Genomic DNA, 19,963 nt, shown 5'->3' on the forward strand with positions numbered 1-19,963 from the left:
CTTATAGTGATTTCGTCACTTTTACTCCGAAAAATCCATCTACATTTACAAGTTCACCATACGCCACTAATACATCATTTACATAAATACGAATTGGTTCATCAATATCCTCATCTAGCACAACTGCTTCATTTTCTTGTAAACTTAATATATCTTGAATCGTTTTCACTGTACTTCCAAATACAAATTTCACGTTCATTTCTACATTTTGTAGAATGGACGTGTCCATATATACTGGTTCCATTTGTTTTACTTCTTTAAATTCAATAGGTTGCACAACTGGTTCTACAATTTTTTCTTCTTCAATTTCTTCTGTGGCAATCTCTTCTTCTTCCACCATCGGATACAGAAGTCGCCTTACCATTTCTTTCGCTTCAGAAATTGGCAAAATTTGATACATTTTCGATTGAAGCAGATCACCAATTTCAAGATTGAACGTAATTTGAACGAGTTCGTCCACTTCCATTGACTCTCCCAAATACTCCATTTCTTCTTTTAACGTTACAAATTTAACATTTGGCGGCGTCATGTCCATTTTTTCTTGGAACATTTCTGACATCGCCGTAGCAGCATGACCCATCATTTGGTTCATAATTTCTTTAATACCGCTCAGTTCTAATTCAGTAAGCTCTTTTTCCGGATCAACTTCCCCTGTTCCCATCATCATTAAATCTACCATTGTTAAGGCGACATCTTTCGTAAATACGAATACATTCTCATTCTTTAGCCCTTCAACAAAGTCGACATTTAAAATAACAAATGGCACTGGTACTCCATCATAATGACGAACATTAATTGCTTCCACATTTGGTGTACTAATTGTAACTGGCTGATTTAAAAGCGTTGACAATACTGTTGAAGCGGAACCAATTGAAATATTTGCAATTTCACCAAGCACATCTTTCTCTTCTTGTGTTAAATGCTCTTTTTCAACTTGTTCTTCTACAATCTCAGTTTCCACTACTTCTGATGGTTCGACTGTTTCTTCTACTTCACCAGATAATTGCATTAATTTATTTACCATTTGTTTCGCATGCTCAACTGAAACAATTTGTACAAGTTTAGAGTTTACAAGATTATCTATCTTTAAATCAAACGACACTTTAACAATCGTATGATTCCCATCGATTTCAGAGATTTTCTCCATTTCTTCTGATAACTTTACAACTTTAATCGTCGGCGGAGACATATCTACTGTATCTTGGAAGAATTCCGACATAGATGTAGCTGCGAATCCCATCATTTGATTCATCGCTTCTTGTACAGCACTTAGCTCTAATTCACCAAGTTCTTTTCCGTCCTCCACTTCACCTGTTCCCATCATCATTAAATCAGCAATGGATAATGCAACATCTTGCTTAAGGACAAGAAGGTTTTCCATATCTAATCCTTTTGTAAAATGAATGTTTAATACAACATGTGGAACTTCGACATCTCTTGAATCATATAAATCTACCAACTCTATGCGAGGAGCAGTAATGCTTACTTGCCTATTTAAAATTGTTGATAATACAGTCGAAGCTGAACCAAATGATATATTTGCAATTTCGCCAAGAATATCGCATTCTTGAGGCGTTAAATGCTCATTTTCTTTTTCTAGCACAATCGTGCTTGTATCCCCTTTTGTGTGTTGCTCAGGCATTTTCCCTGCCTCCTCATTTCTGTTTTTCTATCAAATAATATAAACTCTTATTTTATTTTAGCAAACTCATTAGTATAAAACGTTACTATGTATCCCATTATTAGATTCGTAGCAATTAGCCAAAAAGCTCCCCAATTGTATACAAGTGGGGAGCTTTCCTTCATTCCTATTATAAACCTTCTGGGTTTAAAATGAGGACCACTCGTCCATCACCGAGAATCGTCGCACCAGAGAAATAGTTAGAACTCTCTGCAAAGAAGTCACCTAATGACTTTAAGACTATTTCTCTTTGACCGATAATTGTGTTTACAATAAGTCCATAGCTGCGATGTGTATTACGAACAATTAACACAGGAACCATTTGACCATCATATGACGCAAACGCCTCATCTACTGTTTTTTCACCAAATACAGTACTTAAATGTTTCACTTCAATAATTTGATTACGATAATTTAACACATCTTTCCCTTGTAAGGATTGGATGTCTTCTCTCTTAATTCGAATTGCTTCAACGATATTTCCAAGAGGTAAAGCATAACGCTTATCATTCGTTTGAACAAGCATAGATTGAATAATAGACAACGTTAATGGAAGTTCAATTCTAAATGTACTTCCCTTTCCTTCCTCAGAATCAATAATTAAATGTCCACCTAAACTATGAATCGTATGTTTTACAACATCTAATCCGACACCGCGTCCAGAAAGATCTGATACAACTTCAGCTGTACTAAATCCTGGTTGGAAAATAAGATCAAACACTTCACGATCTGTTAATCTATTCGCATCCGCTTCAGTTACAACGCCATTTTTAATCGCTTTTTCTAATACTTTCCCTTTATTAATACCGTTTCCATCATCCGTAATTTGAATAACGACATGATTTCCACTATGAAAGGCTTCTAATTTAATCGTACCTGTCTCATTTTTACCTGCATCACGTCGTTTTTCAACAGTTTCAACACCGTGATCGATTGCATTTCGAATTAAATGAACGAGCGGATCACCGATTTCATCAATAACAATTTTATCTACTTCAGTATCTTCACCTGTAATTTGTAAATCGATTTTTTTCCCTAAATCTTTCGCTAACATACGTACCATACGCGGGAAACGATTGAACACAGTTTCAATCGGCACCATACGCATATTTAATAGTACATTTTGAATATCTTTTGAAATATCGCCTAATCGATTTAAATGTTCAATTAGCTCCTTGTTTTGAATTGTTTGAGCCAATTCATCAATGCGCCCACGTTCAATTACACTTTCTTCAAACATATTCATTAATCTTTCGATTTTCTCTAATTGAACACGAATTGAACGATTCTCCACTTTAGCATTTTTCGTTTTTGTAGTACTTTTAGCTGGCATAGTACTTGAAGGTTGATTCGTTGCCTCTATCGGTGATTCTACCTGCGTAACCACAGCAGGTTGTAGCTTTTCTTCTACTTGCACAACTTCTTGTGTCACGACTTTTTTAGAAGCTACTTCCTTCGATATAGGTTCTCCTTGCTTTACTTCCACTTTCTCAATTTCAGAAACATGAAGTACTACTTGTTTCAACTCTTCTATACTACAATCCGTATCCATAAATACTGTAAATTCAAATCCGAAAGCATCTGCTTCAATTTCTTCAATACTCGGAGCTGTTTTTTGTATATTCCCTACATTTTGCAATGCTTCAATACACATAATGGCACGTACTGCTTTTAAAATCGCTTGCTGTTCAACTGTTATATGCACTTCATGCGAAACTCCATCATCGGTGTCTATATGATTTTGCTCTATATGTTCCGTAGGAGTTTCTACATTGCCGTTCAATAATGCTTCTAATTTCTGTTTAGTTGAGGCTACATCAATATTGCCCATTCCACCTTGTTGCACATCTGCAACCATCTTCTCCAAATTATCAATGCACTCAAAAATCACATCAATAATATCCGCATTTACAACTATATTTCCATGACGAATTTCATCTAACACATTTTCCATCTTATGCGTTAAATCAGCCATTTCCGTAAATTCCATGCTCGCAGACATACCTTTGAATGTATGAGCGGATCGGAATATTTCTCCTACAACATCCATATCAGCAGGATTTTGTTCTAACACTAGCACATTTTCATTTAGCGACTGTAAATGTTCTTCTGACTCTTCGAAAAATATATTTAATAGATCTGTTTGCATTTTTATCCCCTACCTGTCTAACAAACATTTCATTTATGTATAACAATTTAGTGTTTTATAATGAGAAAAAAGGGGGCCACACGTCGATCCGCTATCACTGTTTTGATTCCTTGTGGCACCCCTTCTATATTAACTATTTGCTACTTTTGTTAAAGCTTCAATTACACGATCCGCTTGGAATGGCTTTACAATAAAGTCTTTTGCCCCGCCCTTAATTGCATCTAATACCATACCTTGTTGTCCCATTGCAGAACAAATAACAACCTTTGCACTTGAATCAATTTTAATAATTTCTTTTAATGCTTCAAGCCCATCCATTTCTGGCATAGTAATATCTAATGTTACAATATCAGGTTGAAGTTCTTTATACTTTTGAATTGCTTCTACCCCATTCTCTGCTTCGCCAATAACTTCAAATTCAGCATTACTTTTTAATAAGTTTTTAATCATCGTTCGCATAAACATCGCATCGTCTACTACTAAAATTTTATGTGCCATTCTTTTTAATTCTCTCCTTCTATGTATAAATATATCTTAATATTTCACCTTATCATTCTCACTCATTATACAAAATAAAATGATAAAATTTAATATTTTTTTAAAAGAATTTTCGTATTTTTATTATTTTATTATTAAAATAATAATATACTACTCTTTTATATAAATAACAACGCGACGGTTTTTTTCCCAGTTTTGCGGTGAATCATTTGGTACAATTGGCTTTGTGTCTGCATATCCTACCGCAGCTAGCCTTTTATCATCCACATTATACACTTCAATTAAATGGTGAATCATATTTGCCGCTCGTGCTGAAGATAACTCCCAATTAGAAGGGAATTTCTCGTTATGAATAGGTCTACTATCTGTATGTCCCTCTACAACAATTGGGTTAGGTACGGATTGAAAAAATCCAACTAATTGACTTATTATCCCTTTGGCTTCGGGCTTAACGTTTGCATCGCCTGTATCAAATATTAAATTATCTACTATAACGACGCTTACCCCTGTATCCTCCCGATATACATTCACTTGACTAATACCGTTATTATCTACATACGCTTTTAACTTCTTATATAATTCATCCATTCTCTTTTTTGAGATCATTTTTTCATCATTTTTTTCATGTGAAATATCTGGTATTGTATTTTCCATTACTTTTGCATCTACTTGCCCCGTATCACTAAACTTTTCAAGCATCTTTGACAATTTTACTGCATCTTGCTTTGATGTAGCAACTAGTAATACAAAGAAAGTTAATAATAACATCGTTAAATCTGTAAAAGTCGTCATCCAACGAGGCGATCCCTTTTGCGGTCCTTTACTCATCATACCACTCCTTGAAATATTAGGCTGCTCCTTTTACCTTTTTTACCTTTGTTTCGTATACGTATGTATCCAGTTTCAACTTTAATTTAGAAGGGATTTGTCCACGATACAATTCTGAAATTGCTTCTATTACAAACTTCTTCTCTGTATATAAATCTTCAGTACCACGATATACTTTTTCCGCAAGAGGGATTGCAATCATATTCGCAAGTACAGACCCATATAATGTCGTTAACATCGCAACTGCCATCCCTGTACCAATTTGCGATGTATCTTGTAAGTTTTGGAGCATAATGATAAGACCAATTAAAGTCCCTATCATGCCCCAAGCTGGAGCAAAATCACCAATTTTATCTAATAATGCTGCTCCTTTTCTTAACTCATACACTTCCGTTTCAATATCTTTCAATAACACTTCTTTTAATTCATCTTCATCGTAACCGCTTAACATTAATCGAATTCCTTTTTGAATAAAAGGATTATCCACTTGCTCTCCATCTACCTCTAAAGAAAGCAAGCCGTGCTTTTTAGACTTTTTCGAAAAATCAACAAACAAATCCGTTAACTGTTCTAAATCTTCTTCTCTTCTATGTAAAACAGTAAAAATGCTTTTCGTATATTTTTTTATTTCTCCAAATCGATATGCCACAACAATTGTCGCTGTTGTTCCCCCTATGACAATTAAAATAGATGAAACATCTAAAAAGTTTTTGAAAGCTTTTATTCCACCGCCGCCAAGCATAATTGCCGCTATCACTATAATGAAACCTACTATAATGCCCACTGGGCTAGAAATATCAAACTTCCTTTTTCTTCTTTGTGGTCTAGCTAATACTTGATTTTTCTCTCCCATATTTCTGCCCTTTCCTTTCCATTTTTATATAACATTTTTTTATTTTAATAATACGTTTTCACATATAACATGTATTATACGCTTATCATCTGTTTATCGCAATATACTCATGAAATTGACACATTTCATTTCTATATTAGAATTATGGTATGAATAAATGAGGAGGATCACGATGGAACACAACATTTTACAAGTCATTGCATTAGCAGAAAAACTAAAATATGAAATGCGACATAGCTGGCTTTCCAACGGACGTCAAGAAAGTGTTGCCGAACATACATGGCGCATGTCTCTAATGGCCATTTTAGTTGAACCTTATTTGGATCAAAAAGTAAGTATTGAGAAATTACTTAAAATGGTTATTATTCACGATCTAGTCGAAGCCGAAGCTGGTGATATCCCTGCATTTGATACAATGAATAGTCATGACTTACAGCTACAAAAACAAAAAAATGAACTAGAAGCTATTTTAAATATTAAACAAACATTAACAGGTTCTCTCGGTGAGGAATTATATGACTTATGGATGGAGTTTGAAGCGAAAGAAACGTACGAAGCAAAAGTTGCTAATGCACTCGATAAACTTGAGGTGAAAATCCAGCATAACGAAGCTGATATTGATACGTGGCTACCAATTGAACATAAAATGACATTCCAAGTAGCAAAGCATACAAACTTTGATTCTTTCCTATCTAAATTACAAAAAATCATTGAACAAGATGGAGAAAAGAAGTTAATTGCTGCCGGCATTGATGTTGAGGCATGCAAGCAATAATGAAATAAGACACTCAACAAGAGTGTCTTATTTCATTATTGTTGATATAGCCTGCTTATAAATAAGCTGTTGTTTTCCATCCACTAAGATTAAAAGTGTAAATTTATCCACTCCAACAACTTCTCCTATTATTCTAACGCCACTCTTTAAGAAAATTGTAACTGTACCTTTTTCTTCTTTTATTTGTTTATACAATTCTTCCTGTAAATGTTCCAATTACTGTCCTCTCCTTTCTGTGAAACATCTTAATATAAAAAACTATAAATTTTTTATTTATGCACTTTGTCTTTTATGTTCATAAACTTATTAATAAGTATATCTAAATCACGACTAAATAACAAAACTTTATCATGATCCAATCCGTGTCTCGCAACAAGTTGAATTAACTCTTTCTTTTTGTTTTCTATTTTATTTTTTAATTGTCCCATCTCCATCTCTATACTAAAACTCCCTTTTCCCATAATATTACTTGTAAAATTATAGTACATATTCTCTCATAAAAAAATAAGAAAATGGTTTTTTTTACAATTTTTTATTTTTTATGCCTAAATTATGAATTACGTAAAGGTTTATTTACAAATCACTAACATGCAATCCTAATGAATCTACAGGCATTTGTCTAATTATAAATGAGACTGGCTCGTTTTCTATACAAAAAACATACTGTATATAGTAGTCCATGAACCATATAGATTAACTTACTAAAAAGGAGGAAAACATATGAGTTATGGTGGAAGTTGCGCTGGTTTCGGCGGTGGATTTGCTTTGCTTATCGTACTATTCATCCTTCTAATCATCATCGGATGTAGCTGTTGGGGTGGCGGCGGATACGGATATTAATATATCCTACCCTTGACAAATGAACGAAAAACTATAAAAAAACAGCTCATATTTGAGCTGTTTTTTTCATACTTTCGTATGAATTTATATCCCTCTTATTTGCGATTTCAACTAACAACATATTGTTTACTATGGAATAAGAAACATTTTTCACTGATATAAAAGGTGGTTATACATACATATTACAAACAAAAATCATTTTAACATTAATTCTTGTCGGCATTTCATGGGGCATTATTGGAGGCGCTTATCAACTACTTCTAACGATCTATGCCGAAAAAATTTCCCATACGAACATTGGGATTTTATATACGGTTCAAGGGGCTGGGCTTATGATAGGAAGCCTTCTCGTTAATCTTTATATATCCCATAATAAAGAAAAAATGAAAAAAGTATTCGGTTGGGCCTACTTATTACAAGGAATTTTCTTTCTCGGATTCATTCTATCCGATCAACTTATTATCGGTATCATTACTTTATTCTGTATGCGTATAGCAGGAGGAATCATCGTTCCACTTGATACGACATTACTTCAAACTTACACACACGAAAATATGATAGGTAAAGTTTTTTCATTCCATTATTCTATTTACGGATCTCTTATTCAGTTATCGATGTTTTTTACAGGAGGGCTGTTAGAAATTCTTTCTCCTCAAATGATTGGCAGTTTATTAGCTACATGCTGTATTTTTGTAAGTTTTATATGGCTGTTCTTGTTTTATCGCGGGGATCTCAGTGAATAATTTAATGATAATCAATACATTTTGATCCCATTCATTATTTGTTTCCCCATAATAAAATTGTTTCAAAATGTAAGTCGGATTTTTTAGTTAAAGAGCCTTATATGGCAATACTATTTGAGAAAAAACTAGATATTTATGTTAAAATACAAATGAGTTTGTGAAATATTGCACTTAAATAATAGACTTTAACTAGTTAAACTTGATTAAATAGGAGGGCTGTTTTGGGTATCACATTCATTTTCGTATGTATTATATTAGTGGCTTCTATTCTGCAAGCAAGTACAGGTTTTGGCTTTTCCATAATGGCAACCCCTTTCTTACTTATGTTATTTCTACCACAAGAAGCTATACAAATAAACATTATTTTATCTTTAATTATTTCCATTTCACTCATTTGGAAAATAAGAATGGACGTTGATTTTGTTCTACTGAAAAGGTTTATTTTTGGAAGTATAGTTGGTGTTCCTTTTGGCATTTTAATTTTCATTTCCGTTAACATAAACACTTTTAAATTAGCAGTTAGCATCCTACTCTTACTATTAACATTATTGCTAATATGCAACGTTAAGGTTAGATCAACACAATCTAGAGATTTCATAGTTGGTGGATTATCTGGTCTTTTAACGACAAGTATCGGTATGCCCGGTCCACCCCTGTTACTTTATTTTACAGGAACTGATACTGAAAAAGAGAAGTTAAGAGCAACTACATTAGCTTTTTATTTGTTTATATATTTCATTAGCCTAGTAACTCAAATACTCTTTACTGGCACAAACAAAACCATTTGGGAATCAAGTTTTTATGCCATTCCAATTGTATTTTTAGGTTTGTTTATAGGTCAAATTATTTTTAAATGGCTTAATCAACGGATTTTTAAAATATTTACGTACATTCTTTTAAGTTGTACAGGGGGTTATCTTCTTATTGAAAGTTTGAACTTGTTATAGAAGATGCTTTAGATTGTGCCATAACAGATATGTTCAAACAAAATTATTGCTTTATTTTCCGGCAGGGTATTCCATATCAAAACTTAAATAACTTTATTGACAGTTTACAATTAGCAATAATCTTTCTTTCATAAGATAAACATTTCAAATCAAATACTAAATAAAACGATAAAAAGCGGCTATTATGCCGCTTTTACTTACTATTGGCATTTCATTCTCATTTTCTATCACTTTTGTAAAAAGTTATTAATTTTTATTTCTATGTATATGATAACAAACAAAATACCTAAGTTCAGAAAGAATAAACAACTTTCTGGCCTTAGGTATTTCTCCTTCCCAAAAAGACAAACCTACATCACAGGTTTGCCTCTTTACTCACTTCTTATTTAATCCTTTTTCACTTAAGAACTCTTTCATATGCATTCTTTTTTCTTTAGACATAAACGAACTCATTGATTCCGTCCATGTTACGTTTTTCTTGTTTGATGATCTTTCTTTATAATACGCGTTCATCGTTTCATCATATTCGTTTAGTAATTCATCATATTTTTGTTCATCATATCCATTTTCATGAAGAACTGCTGCTACCGGTAAACGTGGTTTCACTCCATGATCTTCATCTGGTACGCCGACTGTCATTCCGAATACAGGATATACTTTATCAGGTAAATGAAGCAGTTCACTCACTTCTCTCGGATTATTACGAATACCACCAATATAACAAATACCGTATCCTAACGATTCTGCTGCTAGTGCTAAGTTTTGCGCAAAAAGTGAAGCATCTACCGTCGCAACGATAAAGTCTTCTACTCCCTCATGCTTTATCTCTGTACTATGTTTTTCACATGCAATTTCAAGTCGTTTTAAATCTGCACAACAAACAAAAAATGCTGCACAGTCCTTCACATGACGATTTCCGGATAGCTCTGCTAGTTTAGCCTTTAATTCCTGATCTGTTACATATATAACAGAATACGCCTGTACAAAATGTGATGAAGCTGCATGTTGCGCAGCGTGCACCATCTTTTCTACTACATCTTTCGGAATTGATTCTTCTTTATATTTACGAACTGAAACATGTTGCTCCATCTTATGTATGATCTCATTCATGAAAATCACTCCTTTTTTCTCTTCATAATGAAAAATTAACATATCTTTTTCAATTTTCACAACTTATAAGCACAAAAAGAGCAATTCTTTTTGAACTGCTCTTTTTTAAAACGTTTATCGATACGGTAAATGAAATTATACTTATCATATTACGCCGTTTTCAAAACTTTAATACCTTTTACGATATTCCAAATGAAGTAGTAAATTCCTACAAGAATGAACACTGCATATGTGATAGCCATTCCAATTCCAGCACTGTCAGATTGATTGAAACCTAAACCGTACATACCTGATACTGCTAGTCCTCCAAATAAGATTGCGTATGGGAAAACATGTGACCAAAATGCTTTTTTCGCGTGATACTTCACTTCATCTTCTGCAACAAAGTACACGATAATTGGTAGTAAAAATGGTGCAAAAAAGATACTAAAGTAACATAACGAAGATAAAATATTATTTCCTTTCATCCGATTCACCTCTAAATAGTTTTTGTTACCTTCATTATGTCAGGAAATCATTCTAGAAACTATCGCTTTACCTTTCACGAACGTGACATATTTGTAAGATTTTCCTCAAACTAAATCCCGCCTGAAGTTTCAGCCGGGATCACTTTCACTATATTCGATTCATAAACCAGTACTGTGTGATTGCTAAATATTCTCGTACATTCGATGGAATGATGATTGGTTTCGGTGTTTTTGCCGGAAGACCTTCTAATTGTAAACCTTGTTTTGCCGCTATTTTTTTCGCTCTAAACATGTGAAAATCGTTTGTTACAATCATACCTTTTTTCATATCGGCTGGAATTAACGGTTTTGAGAATGTAATATTCTCATCTGTACTCGTAGATTTGTCCTCCATTATAATGCGATCTTCTGCGATATTTTGTTTTATTAGTCCTTGTTTCATTGCTAATGCTTCTGAAATGTCTTCGCCTTTTCCTTGTCCTCCAGATACGATAGCGATTGTTTTCTCATGTGATTTTAAATATTCAGCTGCTTTATCAATACGATATTGCAATGAATAAGATGGTTTCGTCCCATTTACTTTCGATCCTAGTACAATTATGTAATCAGCATCGTAGGTTGCATTCATATGCCCATGCTTATAAATGTGATATTGTAAAAACCCCGCATACACGGCGCAAATCATTATAACAACTAAAATGCCCTTCATTATTTTCTTCTTTCTCATATTCATATACTCCTATTTTCTTTTACTTCCTTCATGATAATATCCATTTATTTGTTTGTATACAGACAGATTCCAATAAACCCTAATTTATCCTCTGAAAGGTAATATTTATATTACTTTCGGGAATAGTAAGTACAACTTTACACGAAGGAGTGTCTCTATTGCTTCTCTTTTTATGTAACGTGTCGTTCTTTTTTATCTTATTTTTACTATCGCTTAAGTTACTCGGTAAATCCGCGTTAGCACAACTAACTCCTCATGATTTTGGGGCTATAATCTTTTTATCTTATTTAGCTTTCCAGGCCATACCCGTCTCTGGTGCTTTGCAAGCATTTCTCGGTATGCTTGTAATTACATGTTTACATTTAATCCTTACAAAATTAAGCCTATTCAACAAACTAAATCGTTTTATTCTCGGGCACCCTATTATTTTAATTAAACATGGTGACATTATTTTTGAGAATTTACAAAAAAGTAGATATCCAATTGCTGAATTACTTTCTAACCTTCGCGTTGCAGGATATCCAAGTGTTCATGAAATTGAATACGCTATTTTAGAAGCGAACGGCGCTATTAGTATTTTACCAAAAAGAGAACTTGTACCATTAACTCCAAAAGATTTAAACATAGAAGTTAAGTATGCTGGATTACCAATTGCACTTATCGTCGATTCACAAATTCAATATGATAACTTAAAGTTAATACATAAAGATGAAAAATGGTTATATAAAGAATTAAAGGAAAAAGGAATTACAAATATTAAAAACGTTGCCTTTGCTTCTGTTCAAGAAACGGATGGATCTTTTGCGATTAGTTTAAAGGAATAAAAAAAATCCCCTTAATTGCTTAAGGGGATTTTCTTCATCATATCGCTTCTTTCTCTCCTGCCATATTTAATGGAACAGGATGTTTCATACGATTCATCGTAAATACGATAATCGCTGTCATTACTTCTGCAACTGGCATAACGAGCCAAATTCCGTTTATCCCAAATAATTTCGGCATAATCCATAACAATGGAATAATAAATAGTAATCCTCGGCTCATTATAATAAGTACTGATTTCTTCGTTTGTCGCACTGATTGGAAATACTCTCCATACACAATGTTATAACCTAAAAATACGTATTGGATAAAGAATAAGCTAATACCTGTTAAGGTTAACTCCAATAATTCTGGAGATTGAACATCAAATAAACCAATGATATATTTCCCGAAGAATAATCCGACAATTATCGCAATGCCTCCGAGGACAACTGCAATTTTCACAGCAAACTTCAATCCTTCACGAAGTCTCTCTGATAAATTTGCCCCATAATGGAAACTAGCAATTGGCTGTAATGCTGCTCCAACACCAAAGAATAATAGTAATGTCATTGCATGAATACTATTCACCATCGCATAGGAAGCTACTCCTACTTCTCCTGCATATTGGACGAATGCGATATTAAAACCAATCGTTACGATTGCAACCGTACTTTCTGCTGTAAAACTTGGGAAACCAATCACCATAATTTGTTTGACAGTATCCCATTCAAAATGGAATTTCGTCCACTTTAAAATACTACTTTTTCTAAAGAAATGAGTTAATAATACAAGGAAACCAATCGCTGCCGAAAGAATAGTCGCTGAAGCAGCACCTGTTACGCCCCATCCAAAGATAAAAATAAAGATATAGTCAAACACTATATTTAATACAGCTGTTACAACAAGACCAGCCATTGCTAAATTAGGATTTCCATCATTTCGTATGAATGTACTTAAAATATTTTCTAAAACGTATATCATTCCAAATGTTAATAATACGTGTAAATAGTCTAACGCATATGGTAGAATCACTTCATTTGCACCAAATAAGTATGCTAAATCTTCTATTCTCCATAAGCAAATCGCTGCTAAAATCCCTACGATAACAACTGCTACCGTCATGGATTGAGTAAAAATAGACCTTGCTCTTTCTCGTTTATTTTCGCCTAATGCAATGGAGTATAACGTTGCCCCGCCCATTCCGATCCATAATGAAATAGAGAAGAAAATCGAAAATGCTGGAATAGCCACGTTCACTCCTGCTAAACCGTTCGCCCCAACTCCTCTACTAATCATGACCGCGTCAATTACAATATTCACTGACATTAATACCATTCCAAGAACGGCTGGTATTAAATAAGAAATAAATAAGCTTTTTATCGGTTTTTCTCTTAATTTTTCTGTTGCTTCCATACTCTAATATGCTCCTTTTTTTCAACTCTCTTTTCTTAGTTTAAACCTTCAAGTAACTTGAAGGTCAAGAGAGAATTAAAAAAACAGGTAACTGACTTATACTAATGAATGTAAATTTGTAATCCATTCAAAGGTGTTCATCTTATTTTTTTACTACAGGAATTTGAATTTCTGTTACTTGCTCCTCTGGATTTTCTGTTACAGACCAATCAATCAATCCAATCTCAATCGAATCTCCATGTACTTCGTAACCTTCTTTATCAATGTATGTAAGTAACTCCTTGTACGTTGCATCTGTTTCTTCATACGGTCCATGATGATAAGAGCAAGCATATAAACCTTCTTTAATTTCATCTGAAGTATGCACTTCATACGGCATATAATCCAAAAGAATAAATACACTGCTATATGCTTGAAACTCATTTTGCATTAATCCTTTTTTCGCAACAGTTACACCAATATCTCCAGAAAATAAACTATCATCCATTTGCCTCATATTTTTTTGTAACGAATGAATGTAGTACTCAAACATATCATCCGTCGTATTTGGAGCAACCGCAATTGCTGTAATTTTTCGCTGCGGAATCTCTTTAATTACCATTTGTTCAGCTTTTGCTTTTGTTGCTTTCTTAATTAAATGAATTCTATGCTCCATTTTCGCCAAAGCATACTCAATTTCTCTTTGTTTCTTCAGCATCATCTCTTGTTGTTTTTCCAGTAAATTGAGTGCGTATGCTGGATTTCTTTCATCAATATATTTCTTAATTTCCTTTAACGGAATATTTAACTGGCGTAAAAATTTAATCGTATCTAACAGTGAAAATTGATCGATTGTATAATAACGATAATTCGTTTGAGGATCCACAATGGACGGATGAAAAATTCCTTTTTCATCATAATACCTTAATGTAGATTCTGCGATATTATGCATTTTCGCCATTTCTCCAATTGTAAAACGTTTATTTAATAACATCTTTTATTTCCTTCCATTTCTATTTATTTCATTATATGTTCATTTTCTCTTCAAAACAAAAAAGAATTCCCATACGAGAATTCTTTTTTACTATTAAACCTCTATTATTATAGGAAGAATCATCGGCTTTCGTTTTGTATTTGTATATATATACTTCCCTAATGCTTCTCTTACCTCCCTTTTCAAAATACCCCAGCTATTCACATTCTCTTTCTTTAAATTATTAATCGTAATAACAGCTAATTTATTTAATTCTCTTAGAAATTCTTCTGAATCACGGACATAGACAAATCCACGAGAAATAATATCTGGACCTGAAATTATTTCTCCATCCACTTTATTAAAAGTAATAACTATAACGAGCATTCCATCTTCTGAAAGTTGTTTACGATCACGTAATAATGCATTTCCAACATCTCCAATTCCTAATCCATCTACATATATATTTCCTGCCTGTATTCTTCTAGATTGAATTGCCACTTCATTACTTATATCTACAACATCTCCATTACGTACAATAAAGATATTTTCCTTTTCAATACCAATTGATTCTGCTAACAAACTATGGTGGTGTAGCATTCTAAACTCTCCATGAATTGGAATAAAATATTTTGGCTTCATTAATGTAAGCATTAACTTCAACTCTTCTTGATATGCATGACCGGATACATGCACTCCAGTAGAACTACCTGATCCGTAAATCACCTTTGCTCCTAATGCAAATAAATTATCGATAATTCGAGAAACGTTACGTTCATTTCCTGGGATAGGGGTCGCGGCTATAATAACCGTATCTTCTGGTAAAATATCCACTTGTCTATAGTTTCCACTAGCTAAACGCGCTAAAGCTGCCATTGGTTCTCCTTGACTTCCTGTACAAAGTATTGCAACCTGCTTTGGATCTAAACGATTTACCTCATTTGCTTCAATTAACATACCTTCTGGAATATGTAAATAACCTTTCTCTAGAGCAACCTCTACTACATTTACCATACTTCTCCCTAGCAAAGCTAGTTTTCGATTTGTTTTTATACATGCTTCAACTATTTGCTGAACACGATTCACATTAGAAGCAAACGTAGAAATAACTACTTTTCTATTTGCTTTCATAAATATTTCCTCTATCCGTTCTCCTACTGACCTTTCTGATGGAGTAAAACCTGGGCGTTCTGCATTTGTGCTTTCAGATAATAAAGCTAGTACACCTTCACTTCCTATTTTAGCCATTTTATGAATATCAGGATGTTGATTATTTACTGGTGTTAAATCAAATTTAAAATCACCTGTATGTACTACAGTACCTTCTGGTGTATGAAAAACAATACCGAGACAATCCGGAATACTGTGGTTCGTTTTAAAAAAAGTTGCCTTAATAGAACCACAATCAATTTCTGATTCTGAATGAATAACGATTAATTCCGTATCATTTTGAAGATTGTGTTCCTTTAATTTAATTTCAATTAAACCTATCGTTAACTTTGTTGCATAGATTGGTACATTTAGTTGTTTTAAAAAATATGGTATTCCGCCAATATGGTCCTCATGCCCGTGCGTTACTATTAAACCGCGAATTTTTTCTTTATTTTCTTGCAAATATGTGACGTCTGGAATTATTAAATCAATCCCTAATAAACTTTCATCTGGAAATTTAGATCCACAATCAATGACGACAATATCATTTTCATATTGGATAGCATACATATTTTTTCCTATTTCATTTACTCCACCTAAAGCAACAATAGACAAGTTATTTTTTAATGCCTTCAAATTATAAATCCTCCCTTTCACAGTTATAGTTCGTGAAATAGTATGTAGAATTTATTATTTGTAATGAAAAAGGACTTCATACTATTTTATACATATAAAATTCACACACTACTCTTACACCTATATCCCAATAAGGCAGCTTCTTCCTCAAAAAGCTCCCATTTTTTCATTGATTTTTTATAAAATCTATTATATATTAATTACAGGTTCAAATTACAAGTTCAAAAGAACTTGTAATCAGACCCTTTTGTTTAATGGGTTTTACATATTTTCATTAGGCAAATTCCGAGAAATCGTATGATAAAATTAAAAATGACGAGGAGAGGATCAGATGGAATTCGAATTTTTCTTTCAAATTGCACTTATTTTATTAAGTACAAAGCTTGCTGGTGATCTTAGTGTTAGATTAGGTCAACCTTCTGTACTAGGTAAATTAATTGTCGGTATCGTTATCGGTCCAGCTGTATTAGGTTGGATTGAAAATTCAGAGCTTCTAACTCAATTAAGTAATGTCGGGGTTATTCTTTTAATGTTTATGGCTGGACTTGAAACAGACTTAGAAGAATTAAACGCAAATCGTAATTCTTCTTTAGCAATTGCACTCGGAGGTATCATTCTTCCATTCGTAGGTGGTTACGTTTCCGGTCTTGTGATGGGAATGGAACAAGGAAACGCTGTATTCTTAGGATTACTTCTATGTGCGACAAGTGTTAGTATTTCCGTACAAACACTTCGTGATTTAGGTAAAATGAAAACACGTGAAAGTACGACGATGCTTGGAGCCGCTGTATTTGATGACATTCTTGTTGTTATTTTATTAGCATTTGCAATGAGCTTCTTAGGTACTGATGATGTTAACTTAACAATGGTTATCTTGAAGAAAGTAGTATTCTTCGCTTCTATTATTTTAATCGGATGGAAAGGTGTTCCTGCGATTATGCGCTGGTTATCACCACTGCGCGTATCTGAGTCTATCGTAAGCGCGGCTCTTATCATCTGTTTCTCATTCGCATATTTTGGCGAATTATTAGGAATTGCTGGTATTATCGGTGCTTTCGCTGCTGGTATTGCAATTTCTCAAACAAACTACAAACATGAAGTAGAAAAGAAAGTAGAACCAATTGCTTACGCTATGTTCGTTCCCGTATTCTTCGTTAGTATCGGTATGAATATTACATTTGACGGTATCGGCAATCAAATTTGGTTCATCTTAGCATTAACTGTTATCGCTGTATTAACGAAATTAATCGGCTGTGGATTCGGTGCACGAATGACTGGATTTGACGCTAAGTCTTCTGCAATTATCGGTGCTGGAATGGTTTCTCGTGGTGAAGTTGCACTTATCATTGCAGGAACAGGACTTTCTTCAGGTCTATTGGCACAAGATTACTTTACAGCAATCGTTATTGTCGTTATTTTAACTACAATGATTACACCACCAATGTTAAAATACACTTTTGGTGCAAAAGATAAAGCAATGAAAGCAAGTAAATAAATTTACTATAATAAAAGGAGATTGCCATTTTATAAGATAGCAATCTCCTTTTTGTTTTATCTTTAAACAATCCCGTTCTTTTTTAACCATTTTTCAAAAATAATTCGTGCTTCATCATCATCAATATCATTCCCAAATGAATACACCATAATGCCATAATCATCTATATATTTACCTAGCTTCATTCCCTCCACTTTCTTATAAAAATCGTCTGCCTCATAGTGCGGAATATAAGCATCCCAAACTGGTTCATTTATTCTTTTGTACGCCGTCACTTCTAAATCATATCCGTCTTCATAATATCCGATGTGATAATGTTTGTTAGGATCATATTTCTCCATTAAAAGTCCCCTCCTACTAAACAAGAGCGAGCCTTATATTACAGCTCGCTCCTCTCTCTATTTATTAAATACGCTCCATCGCTGTCTTCAACGTTCCAACAACGAAAGCAATCTCTTCACTTGAAATAACAAGAGGCGGCGCTAATGTTAAAACGTTATTATATCCTGCTGTTGTCATACCGTTTCGTCCTATAATTAAGCCCTTTTCTTTACAAGCATTTACAACACTTGCAATTTTGTCGTTATCAATTGGCTCTTTCGTCTCTTTATCATTTACTAATTCAATTCCAACTAATAGACCTTTTCCTCTAATATTCCCAACAAGCGGATGTTCCCCAATTTCATCTTTTAGTTGCTCTAATAAAAGGGAACCCATTTGCGCAGATCGCTCGATTAAATTTTCATTTTCCATAATCTCTAAGTTTTTAAGTGCTAATGCACAAGCTGCTGGATTTCCACCAAATGTATTAATATGGCGGAAGAATTCATATTCTCCTTTACCTTTAAAAGCCTCATATATTTCTTTTTTCACAGCTGTTGCAGATAATGGTAAATATGCGCTCGTAATGCCCTTTGCCATTGTAATAATATCTGGCTTCACATCATAATTCATAAACCCAAATGCTTTTCCTGTACGACCGAAACCGCAAATTACTTCATCACTAATAAGCAAGGCACCGTGTTTTTGACACGTCTCATGAACAGCTTTCATATAGTCTTGTGGTGGCATTAATATGCCCCCGCCTGTAATAATTGGTTCCATAATAAAAGCGGCAATTGTTTCACTTAATTCCCACGTCATAACACGATCGACTTCTTTCACACATTCTACATCATAAATATGCTGCCCTTCAATTTCAGGCATACGGTAACAATCCGGTGGTGTTACGTGTAAAAAACCTGAAGCAAACGGCTCATACTGATATCTACGCTGCGCTTGTCCCGTCGCTGCCATTGTCGCCATTGTATTCCCGTGATACCCACGGTAACGTGACATAAATTTATAACGATGTGGTTCACCTTTTTGAGCATAGTATTGCCTTGCTATTTTAAAAGCTGTTTCGTTCGCTTCTGAACCACTATTTGAGAAGAAAATAACATACTCTCCCCCAAGCCACTCATTTAACTTTTCAGCAAGCTTTATAGCTGGCTCATGGGATTGTGACATTGGAAAGTATGATAATGTTTGTAATTGCTTATAAGCCGCTTCTGCGAGCTCTTTTCTTCCATATCCACTATTGACACACCAAAGGCCACTCATACCATCTAAATATCTTTTTCCTTGTATATCTTCAACCCAGCACCCTTCAGCTTTTGCCCCTACCATTGTACTATTTGGACTAAAGGGACGCATTCCGTGCCAAACATATTGCTCATCTTTTGCTAATAATTCATCAGTTTGCTTCGTTTTCATCATTACTTCCACCTTCCATAACAACTTATTTTTCACAAAAGCTGCGCTGGTGCCATGATGACTTAAATTTCTCCCTGCTATTTTCATTCCACAAAATTAAGACAAATCCTACTTACAAATCAGTAATATTTACAA

The 19,963-nt window shown here is 33.8% G+C and carries 20 protein-coding genes and 1 pseudogene; 6 read left to right on the forward strand and 15 right to left on the reverse strand.

Going from position 1 to position 19,963, the window contains the following annotated elements:
* Nucleotide 1 precedes the first annotated feature (1 nt).
* From ACTFR3_RS08440 to ACTFR3_RS08460, 5 genes are all read right to left on the reverse strand, one after another.
* Complete coding sequence (locus tag ACTFR3_RS08440) at nt 2-1,642, reverse strand: flagellar motor switch protein (RefSeq protein WP_001115005.1); 1,641 nt, start codon at nt 1,640-1,642, stop codon at nt 2-4.
* A 169-nt stretch (nt 1,643-1,811) separates the two neighbouring features.
* Nucleotides 1,812-3,830: a chemotaxis protein CheW gene (locus tag ACTFR3_RS08445; protein WP_440044349.1), complete on the reverse strand. Its 2,019-nt coding sequence runs from the start codon at nt 3,828-3,830 to the stop codon at nt 1,812-1,814.
* A gap of 129 nt (nt 3,831-3,959) precedes the next feature.
* On the reverse strand, nt 3,960-4,328 hold the full coding sequence (locus tag ACTFR3_RS08450; protein WP_000940568.1) for a response regulator: 369 nt from the start codon (nt 4,326-4,328) through the stop codon (nt 3,960-3,962).
* Nucleotides 4,329-4,478: 150 nt separating this feature from the next.
* Nucleotides 4,479-5,156: an OmpA family protein gene (locus ACTFR3_RS08455; RefSeq protein ID WP_000033627.1), complete on the reverse strand. Its 678-nt coding sequence runs from the start codon at nt 5,154-5,156 to the stop codon at nt 4,479-4,481.
* Between the two features lie 19 nt (nt 5,157-5,175).
* Complete coding sequence (locus ACTFR3_RS08460) at nt 5,176-6,009, reverse strand: flagellar motor protein MotP (RefSeq protein WP_440044350.1); 834 nt, start codon at nt 6,007-6,009, stop codon at nt 5,176-5,178.
* 172 nt (nt 6,010-6,181) lie between these two features.
* Between ACTFR3_RS08460 and ACTFR3_RS08465 the strand changes: the two genes are divergently transcribed.
* Complete coding sequence (locus ACTFR3_RS08465; RefSeq protein ID WP_000400779.1) at nt 6,182-6,784, forward strand: HD domain-containing protein; 603 nt, start codon at nt 6,182-6,184, stop codon at nt 6,782-6,784.
* A 27-nt stretch (nt 6,785-6,811) separates the two neighbouring features.
* Here the strand turns inward: ACTFR3_RS08465 and hfq are convergent, their stop codons facing one another.
* Together hfq and ACTFR3_RS08475 are read right to left on the reverse strand one after the other, a co-directional pair.
* Nucleotides 6,812-7,000 carry an RNA chaperone Hfq gene (hfq, locus tag ACTFR3_RS08470; RefSeq protein ID WP_000400663.1) on the reverse strand — a complete coding sequence of 63 codons (189 nt, stop codon included), beginning with the start codon at nt 6,998-7,000 and terminating at the stop codon, nt 6,812-6,814.
* A gap of 53 nt (nt 7,001-7,053) precedes the next feature.
* Nucleotides 7,054-7,272, reverse strand: a complete 219-nt coding sequence (locus ACTFR3_RS08475; protein ID WP_000291688.1) for an aspartyl-phosphate phosphatase Spo0E family protein — start codon at nt 7,270-7,272, stop codon at nt 7,054-7,056.
* A gap of 232 nt (nt 7,273-7,504) precedes the next feature.
* Between ACTFR3_RS08475 and ACTFR3_RS08480 the strand changes: the two genes are divergently transcribed.
* From ACTFR3_RS08480 to ACTFR3_RS08490, 3 genes and pseudogenes are all read left to right on the forward strand, one after another.
* Nucleotides 7,505-7,624: a YjcZ family sporulation protein gene (locus tag ACTFR3_RS08480; protein WP_000120179.1), complete on the forward strand. Its 120-nt coding sequence runs from the start codon at nt 7,505-7,507 to the stop codon at nt 7,622-7,624.
* Between the two features lie 140 nt (nt 7,625-7,764).
* A pseudogene (locus ACTFR3_RS08485) lies at nt 7,765-8,367 on the forward strand (MFS transporter); the annotation flags it as partial.
* Nucleotides 8,368-8,588: 221 nt separating this feature from the next.
* Nucleotides 8,589-9,314, forward strand: coding sequence for a sulfite exporter TauE/SafE family protein (locus tag ACTFR3_RS08490; RefSeq protein WP_046392533.1), 726 nt, complete (start codon nt 8,589-8,591; stop codon nt 9,312-9,314).
* A 375-nt stretch (nt 9,315-9,689) separates the two neighbouring features.
* On the opposite strand, the gene nfsA is transcribed toward ACTFR3_RS08490, so the two are convergent.
* The 3 genes from nfsA to ACTFR3_RS08505 form a co-directional block, all read right to left on the reverse strand.
* On the reverse strand, nt 9,690-10,424 hold the full coding sequence (nfsA, locus tag ACTFR3_RS08495) for an oxygen-insensitive NADPH nitroreductase (protein ID WP_088322029.1): 735 nt from the start codon (nt 10,422-10,424) through the stop codon (nt 9,690-9,692).
* A gap of 149 nt (nt 10,425-10,573) precedes the next feature.
* Nucleotides 10,574-10,891, reverse strand: coding sequence for a DUF4870 domain-containing protein (locus tag ACTFR3_RS08500; protein ID WP_440044351.1), 318 nt, complete (start codon nt 10,889-10,891; stop codon nt 10,574-10,576).
* 148 nt (nt 10,892-11,039) lie between these two features.
* Nucleotides 11,040-11,618, reverse strand: a complete 579-nt coding sequence (locus tag ACTFR3_RS08505) for a YdcF family protein (protein WP_001227676.1) — start codon at nt 11,616-11,618, stop codon at nt 11,040-11,042.
* Between the two features lie 161 nt (nt 11,619-11,779).
* Between ACTFR3_RS08505 and ACTFR3_RS08510 the strand changes: the two genes are divergently transcribed.
* Nucleotides 11,780-12,445, forward strand: a complete 666-nt coding sequence (locus ACTFR3_RS08510) for a DUF421 domain-containing protein (protein WP_322368929.1) — start codon at nt 11,780-11,782, stop codon at nt 12,443-12,445.
* Between the two features lie 37 nt (nt 12,446-12,482).
* Here ACTFR3_RS08510 and ACTFR3_RS08515 read toward each other — a convergent pair whose 3' ends face one another.
* The 3 genes from ACTFR3_RS08515 to ACTFR3_RS08525 form a co-directional block, all read right to left on the reverse strand.
* Nucleotides 12,483-13,838: an MATE family efflux transporter gene (locus ACTFR3_RS08515; protein WP_000388389.1), complete on the reverse strand. Its 1,356-nt coding sequence runs from the start codon at nt 13,836-13,838 to the stop codon at nt 12,483-12,485.
* Between the two features lie 142 nt (nt 13,839-13,980).
* Nucleotides 13,981-14,811 (reverse strand): MerR family transcriptional regulator, encoded by an 831-nt coding sequence (locus ACTFR3_RS08520; RefSeq protein ID WP_000925935.1) that lies wholly within the window; start codon nt 14,809-14,811, stop codon nt 13,981-13,983.
* A gap of 93 nt (nt 14,812-14,904) precedes the next feature.
* A complete protein-coding gene (locus ACTFR3_RS08525) occupies nt 14,905-16,578 on the reverse strand; it encodes a ribonuclease J (RefSeq protein WP_440044352.1) in 1,674 nt (557 codons plus the stop codon).
* Nucleotides 16,579-16,909: 331 nt separating this feature from the next.
* On the opposite strand from ACTFR3_RS08525, the gene ACTFR3_RS08530 reads away from it, so the two are divergent.
* Complete coding sequence (locus tag ACTFR3_RS08530) at nt 16,910-18,073, forward strand: cation:proton antiporter (protein ID WP_088298619.1); 1,164 nt, start codon at nt 16,910-16,912, stop codon at nt 18,071-18,073.
* Between the two features lie 62 nt (nt 18,074-18,135).
* On the opposite strand, the gene ACTFR3_RS08535 is transcribed toward ACTFR3_RS08530, so the two are convergent.
* Both ACTFR3_RS08535 and ACTFR3_RS08540 read right to left on the reverse strand, forming a co-directional pair.
* Nucleotides 18,136-18,414: a DUF3986 family protein gene (locus tag ACTFR3_RS08535; RefSeq protein ID WP_000417068.1), complete on the reverse strand. Its 279-nt coding sequence runs from the start codon at nt 18,412-18,414 to the stop codon at nt 18,136-18,138.
* A gap of 64 nt (nt 18,415-18,478) precedes the next feature.
* Nucleotides 18,479-19,828 (reverse strand): aspartate aminotransferase family protein, encoded by a 1,350-nt coding sequence (locus ACTFR3_RS08540; protein WP_000850962.1) that lies wholly within the window; start codon nt 19,826-19,828, stop codon nt 18,479-18,481.
* Nucleotides 19,829-19,963 lie beyond the last annotated feature (135 nt).

The sequence above is a fragment of the Bacillus cereus group sp. MYBK14-1 genome (assembly GCF_051916885.1).
GTDB lineage: Bacteria > Bacillota > Bacilli > Bacillales > Bacillaceae_G > Bacillus_A > Bacillus_A cereus.

Bases quoted from the DNA above. Each gene is read 5' to 3' on its own strand.
- ACTFR3_RS08440 (WP_001115005.1), bottom strand. From the start codon at position 1,642: ATGCCTGAGCAACACACAAAAGGGGATACAAGCACGATTGTGCTAGAA.
- ACTFR3_RS08445 (WP_440044349.1), bottom strand. From the start codon at position 3,830: ATGCAAACAGATCTATTAAATATATTTTTCGAAGAGTCAGAAGAACAT.
- ACTFR3_RS08450 (WP_000940568.1), bottom strand. From the start codon at position 4,328: ATGGCACATAAAATTTTAGTAGTAGACGATGCGATGTTTATGCGAACG.
- ACTFR3_RS08455 (WP_000033627.1), bottom strand. From the start codon at position 5,156: ATGAGTAAAGGACCGCAAAAGGGATCGCCTCGTTGGATGACGACTTTT.
- ACTFR3_RS08460 (WP_440044350.1), bottom strand. From the start codon at position 6,009: ATGGGAGAGAAAAATCAAGTATTAGCTAGACCACAAAGAAGAAAAAGG.
- ACTFR3_RS08465 (WP_000400779.1), top strand. From the start codon at position 6,182: ATGGAACACAACATTTTACAAGTCATTGCATTAGCAGAAAAACTAAAA.
- ACTFR3_RS08475 (WP_000291688.1), bottom strand. From the start codon at position 7,272: ATGTACTATAATTTTACAAGTAATATTATGGGAAAAGGGAGTTTTAGT.
- ACTFR3_RS08480 (WP_000120179.1), top strand. From the start codon at position 7,505: ATGAGTTATGGTGGAAGTTGCGCTGGTTTCGGCGGTGGATTTGCTTTG.
- nfsA (WP_088322029.1), bottom strand. From the start codon at position 10,424: ATGAATGAGATCATACATAAGATGGAGCAACATGTTTCAGTTCGTAAA.
- ACTFR3_RS08500 (WP_440044351.1), bottom strand. From the start codon at position 10,891: ATGAAAGGAAATAATATTTTATCTTCGTTATGTTACTTTAGTATCTTT.
- ACTFR3_RS08505 (WP_001227676.1), bottom strand. From the start codon at position 11,618: ATGAGAAAGAAGAAAATAATGAAGGGCATTTTAGTTGTTATAATGATT.
- ACTFR3_RS08515 (WP_000388389.1), bottom strand. From the start codon at position 13,838: ATGGAAGCAACAGAAAAATTAAGAGAAAAACCGATAAAAAGCTTATTT.
- ACTFR3_RS08520 (WP_000925935.1), bottom strand. From the start codon at position 14,811: ATGTTATTAAATAAACGTTTTACAATTGGAGAAATGGCGAAAATGCAT.
- ACTFR3_RS08530 (WP_088298619.1), top strand. From the start codon at position 16,910: ATGGAATTCGAATTTTTCTTTCAAATTGCACTTATTTTATTAAGTACA.
- ACTFR3_RS08535 (WP_000417068.1), bottom strand. From the start codon at position 18,414: ATGGAGAAATATGATCCTAACAAACATTATCACATCGGATATTATGAA.
- ACTFR3_RS08540 (WP_000850962.1), bottom strand. From the start codon at position 19,828: ATGAAAACGAAGCAAACTGATGAATTATTAGCAAAAGATGAGCAATAT.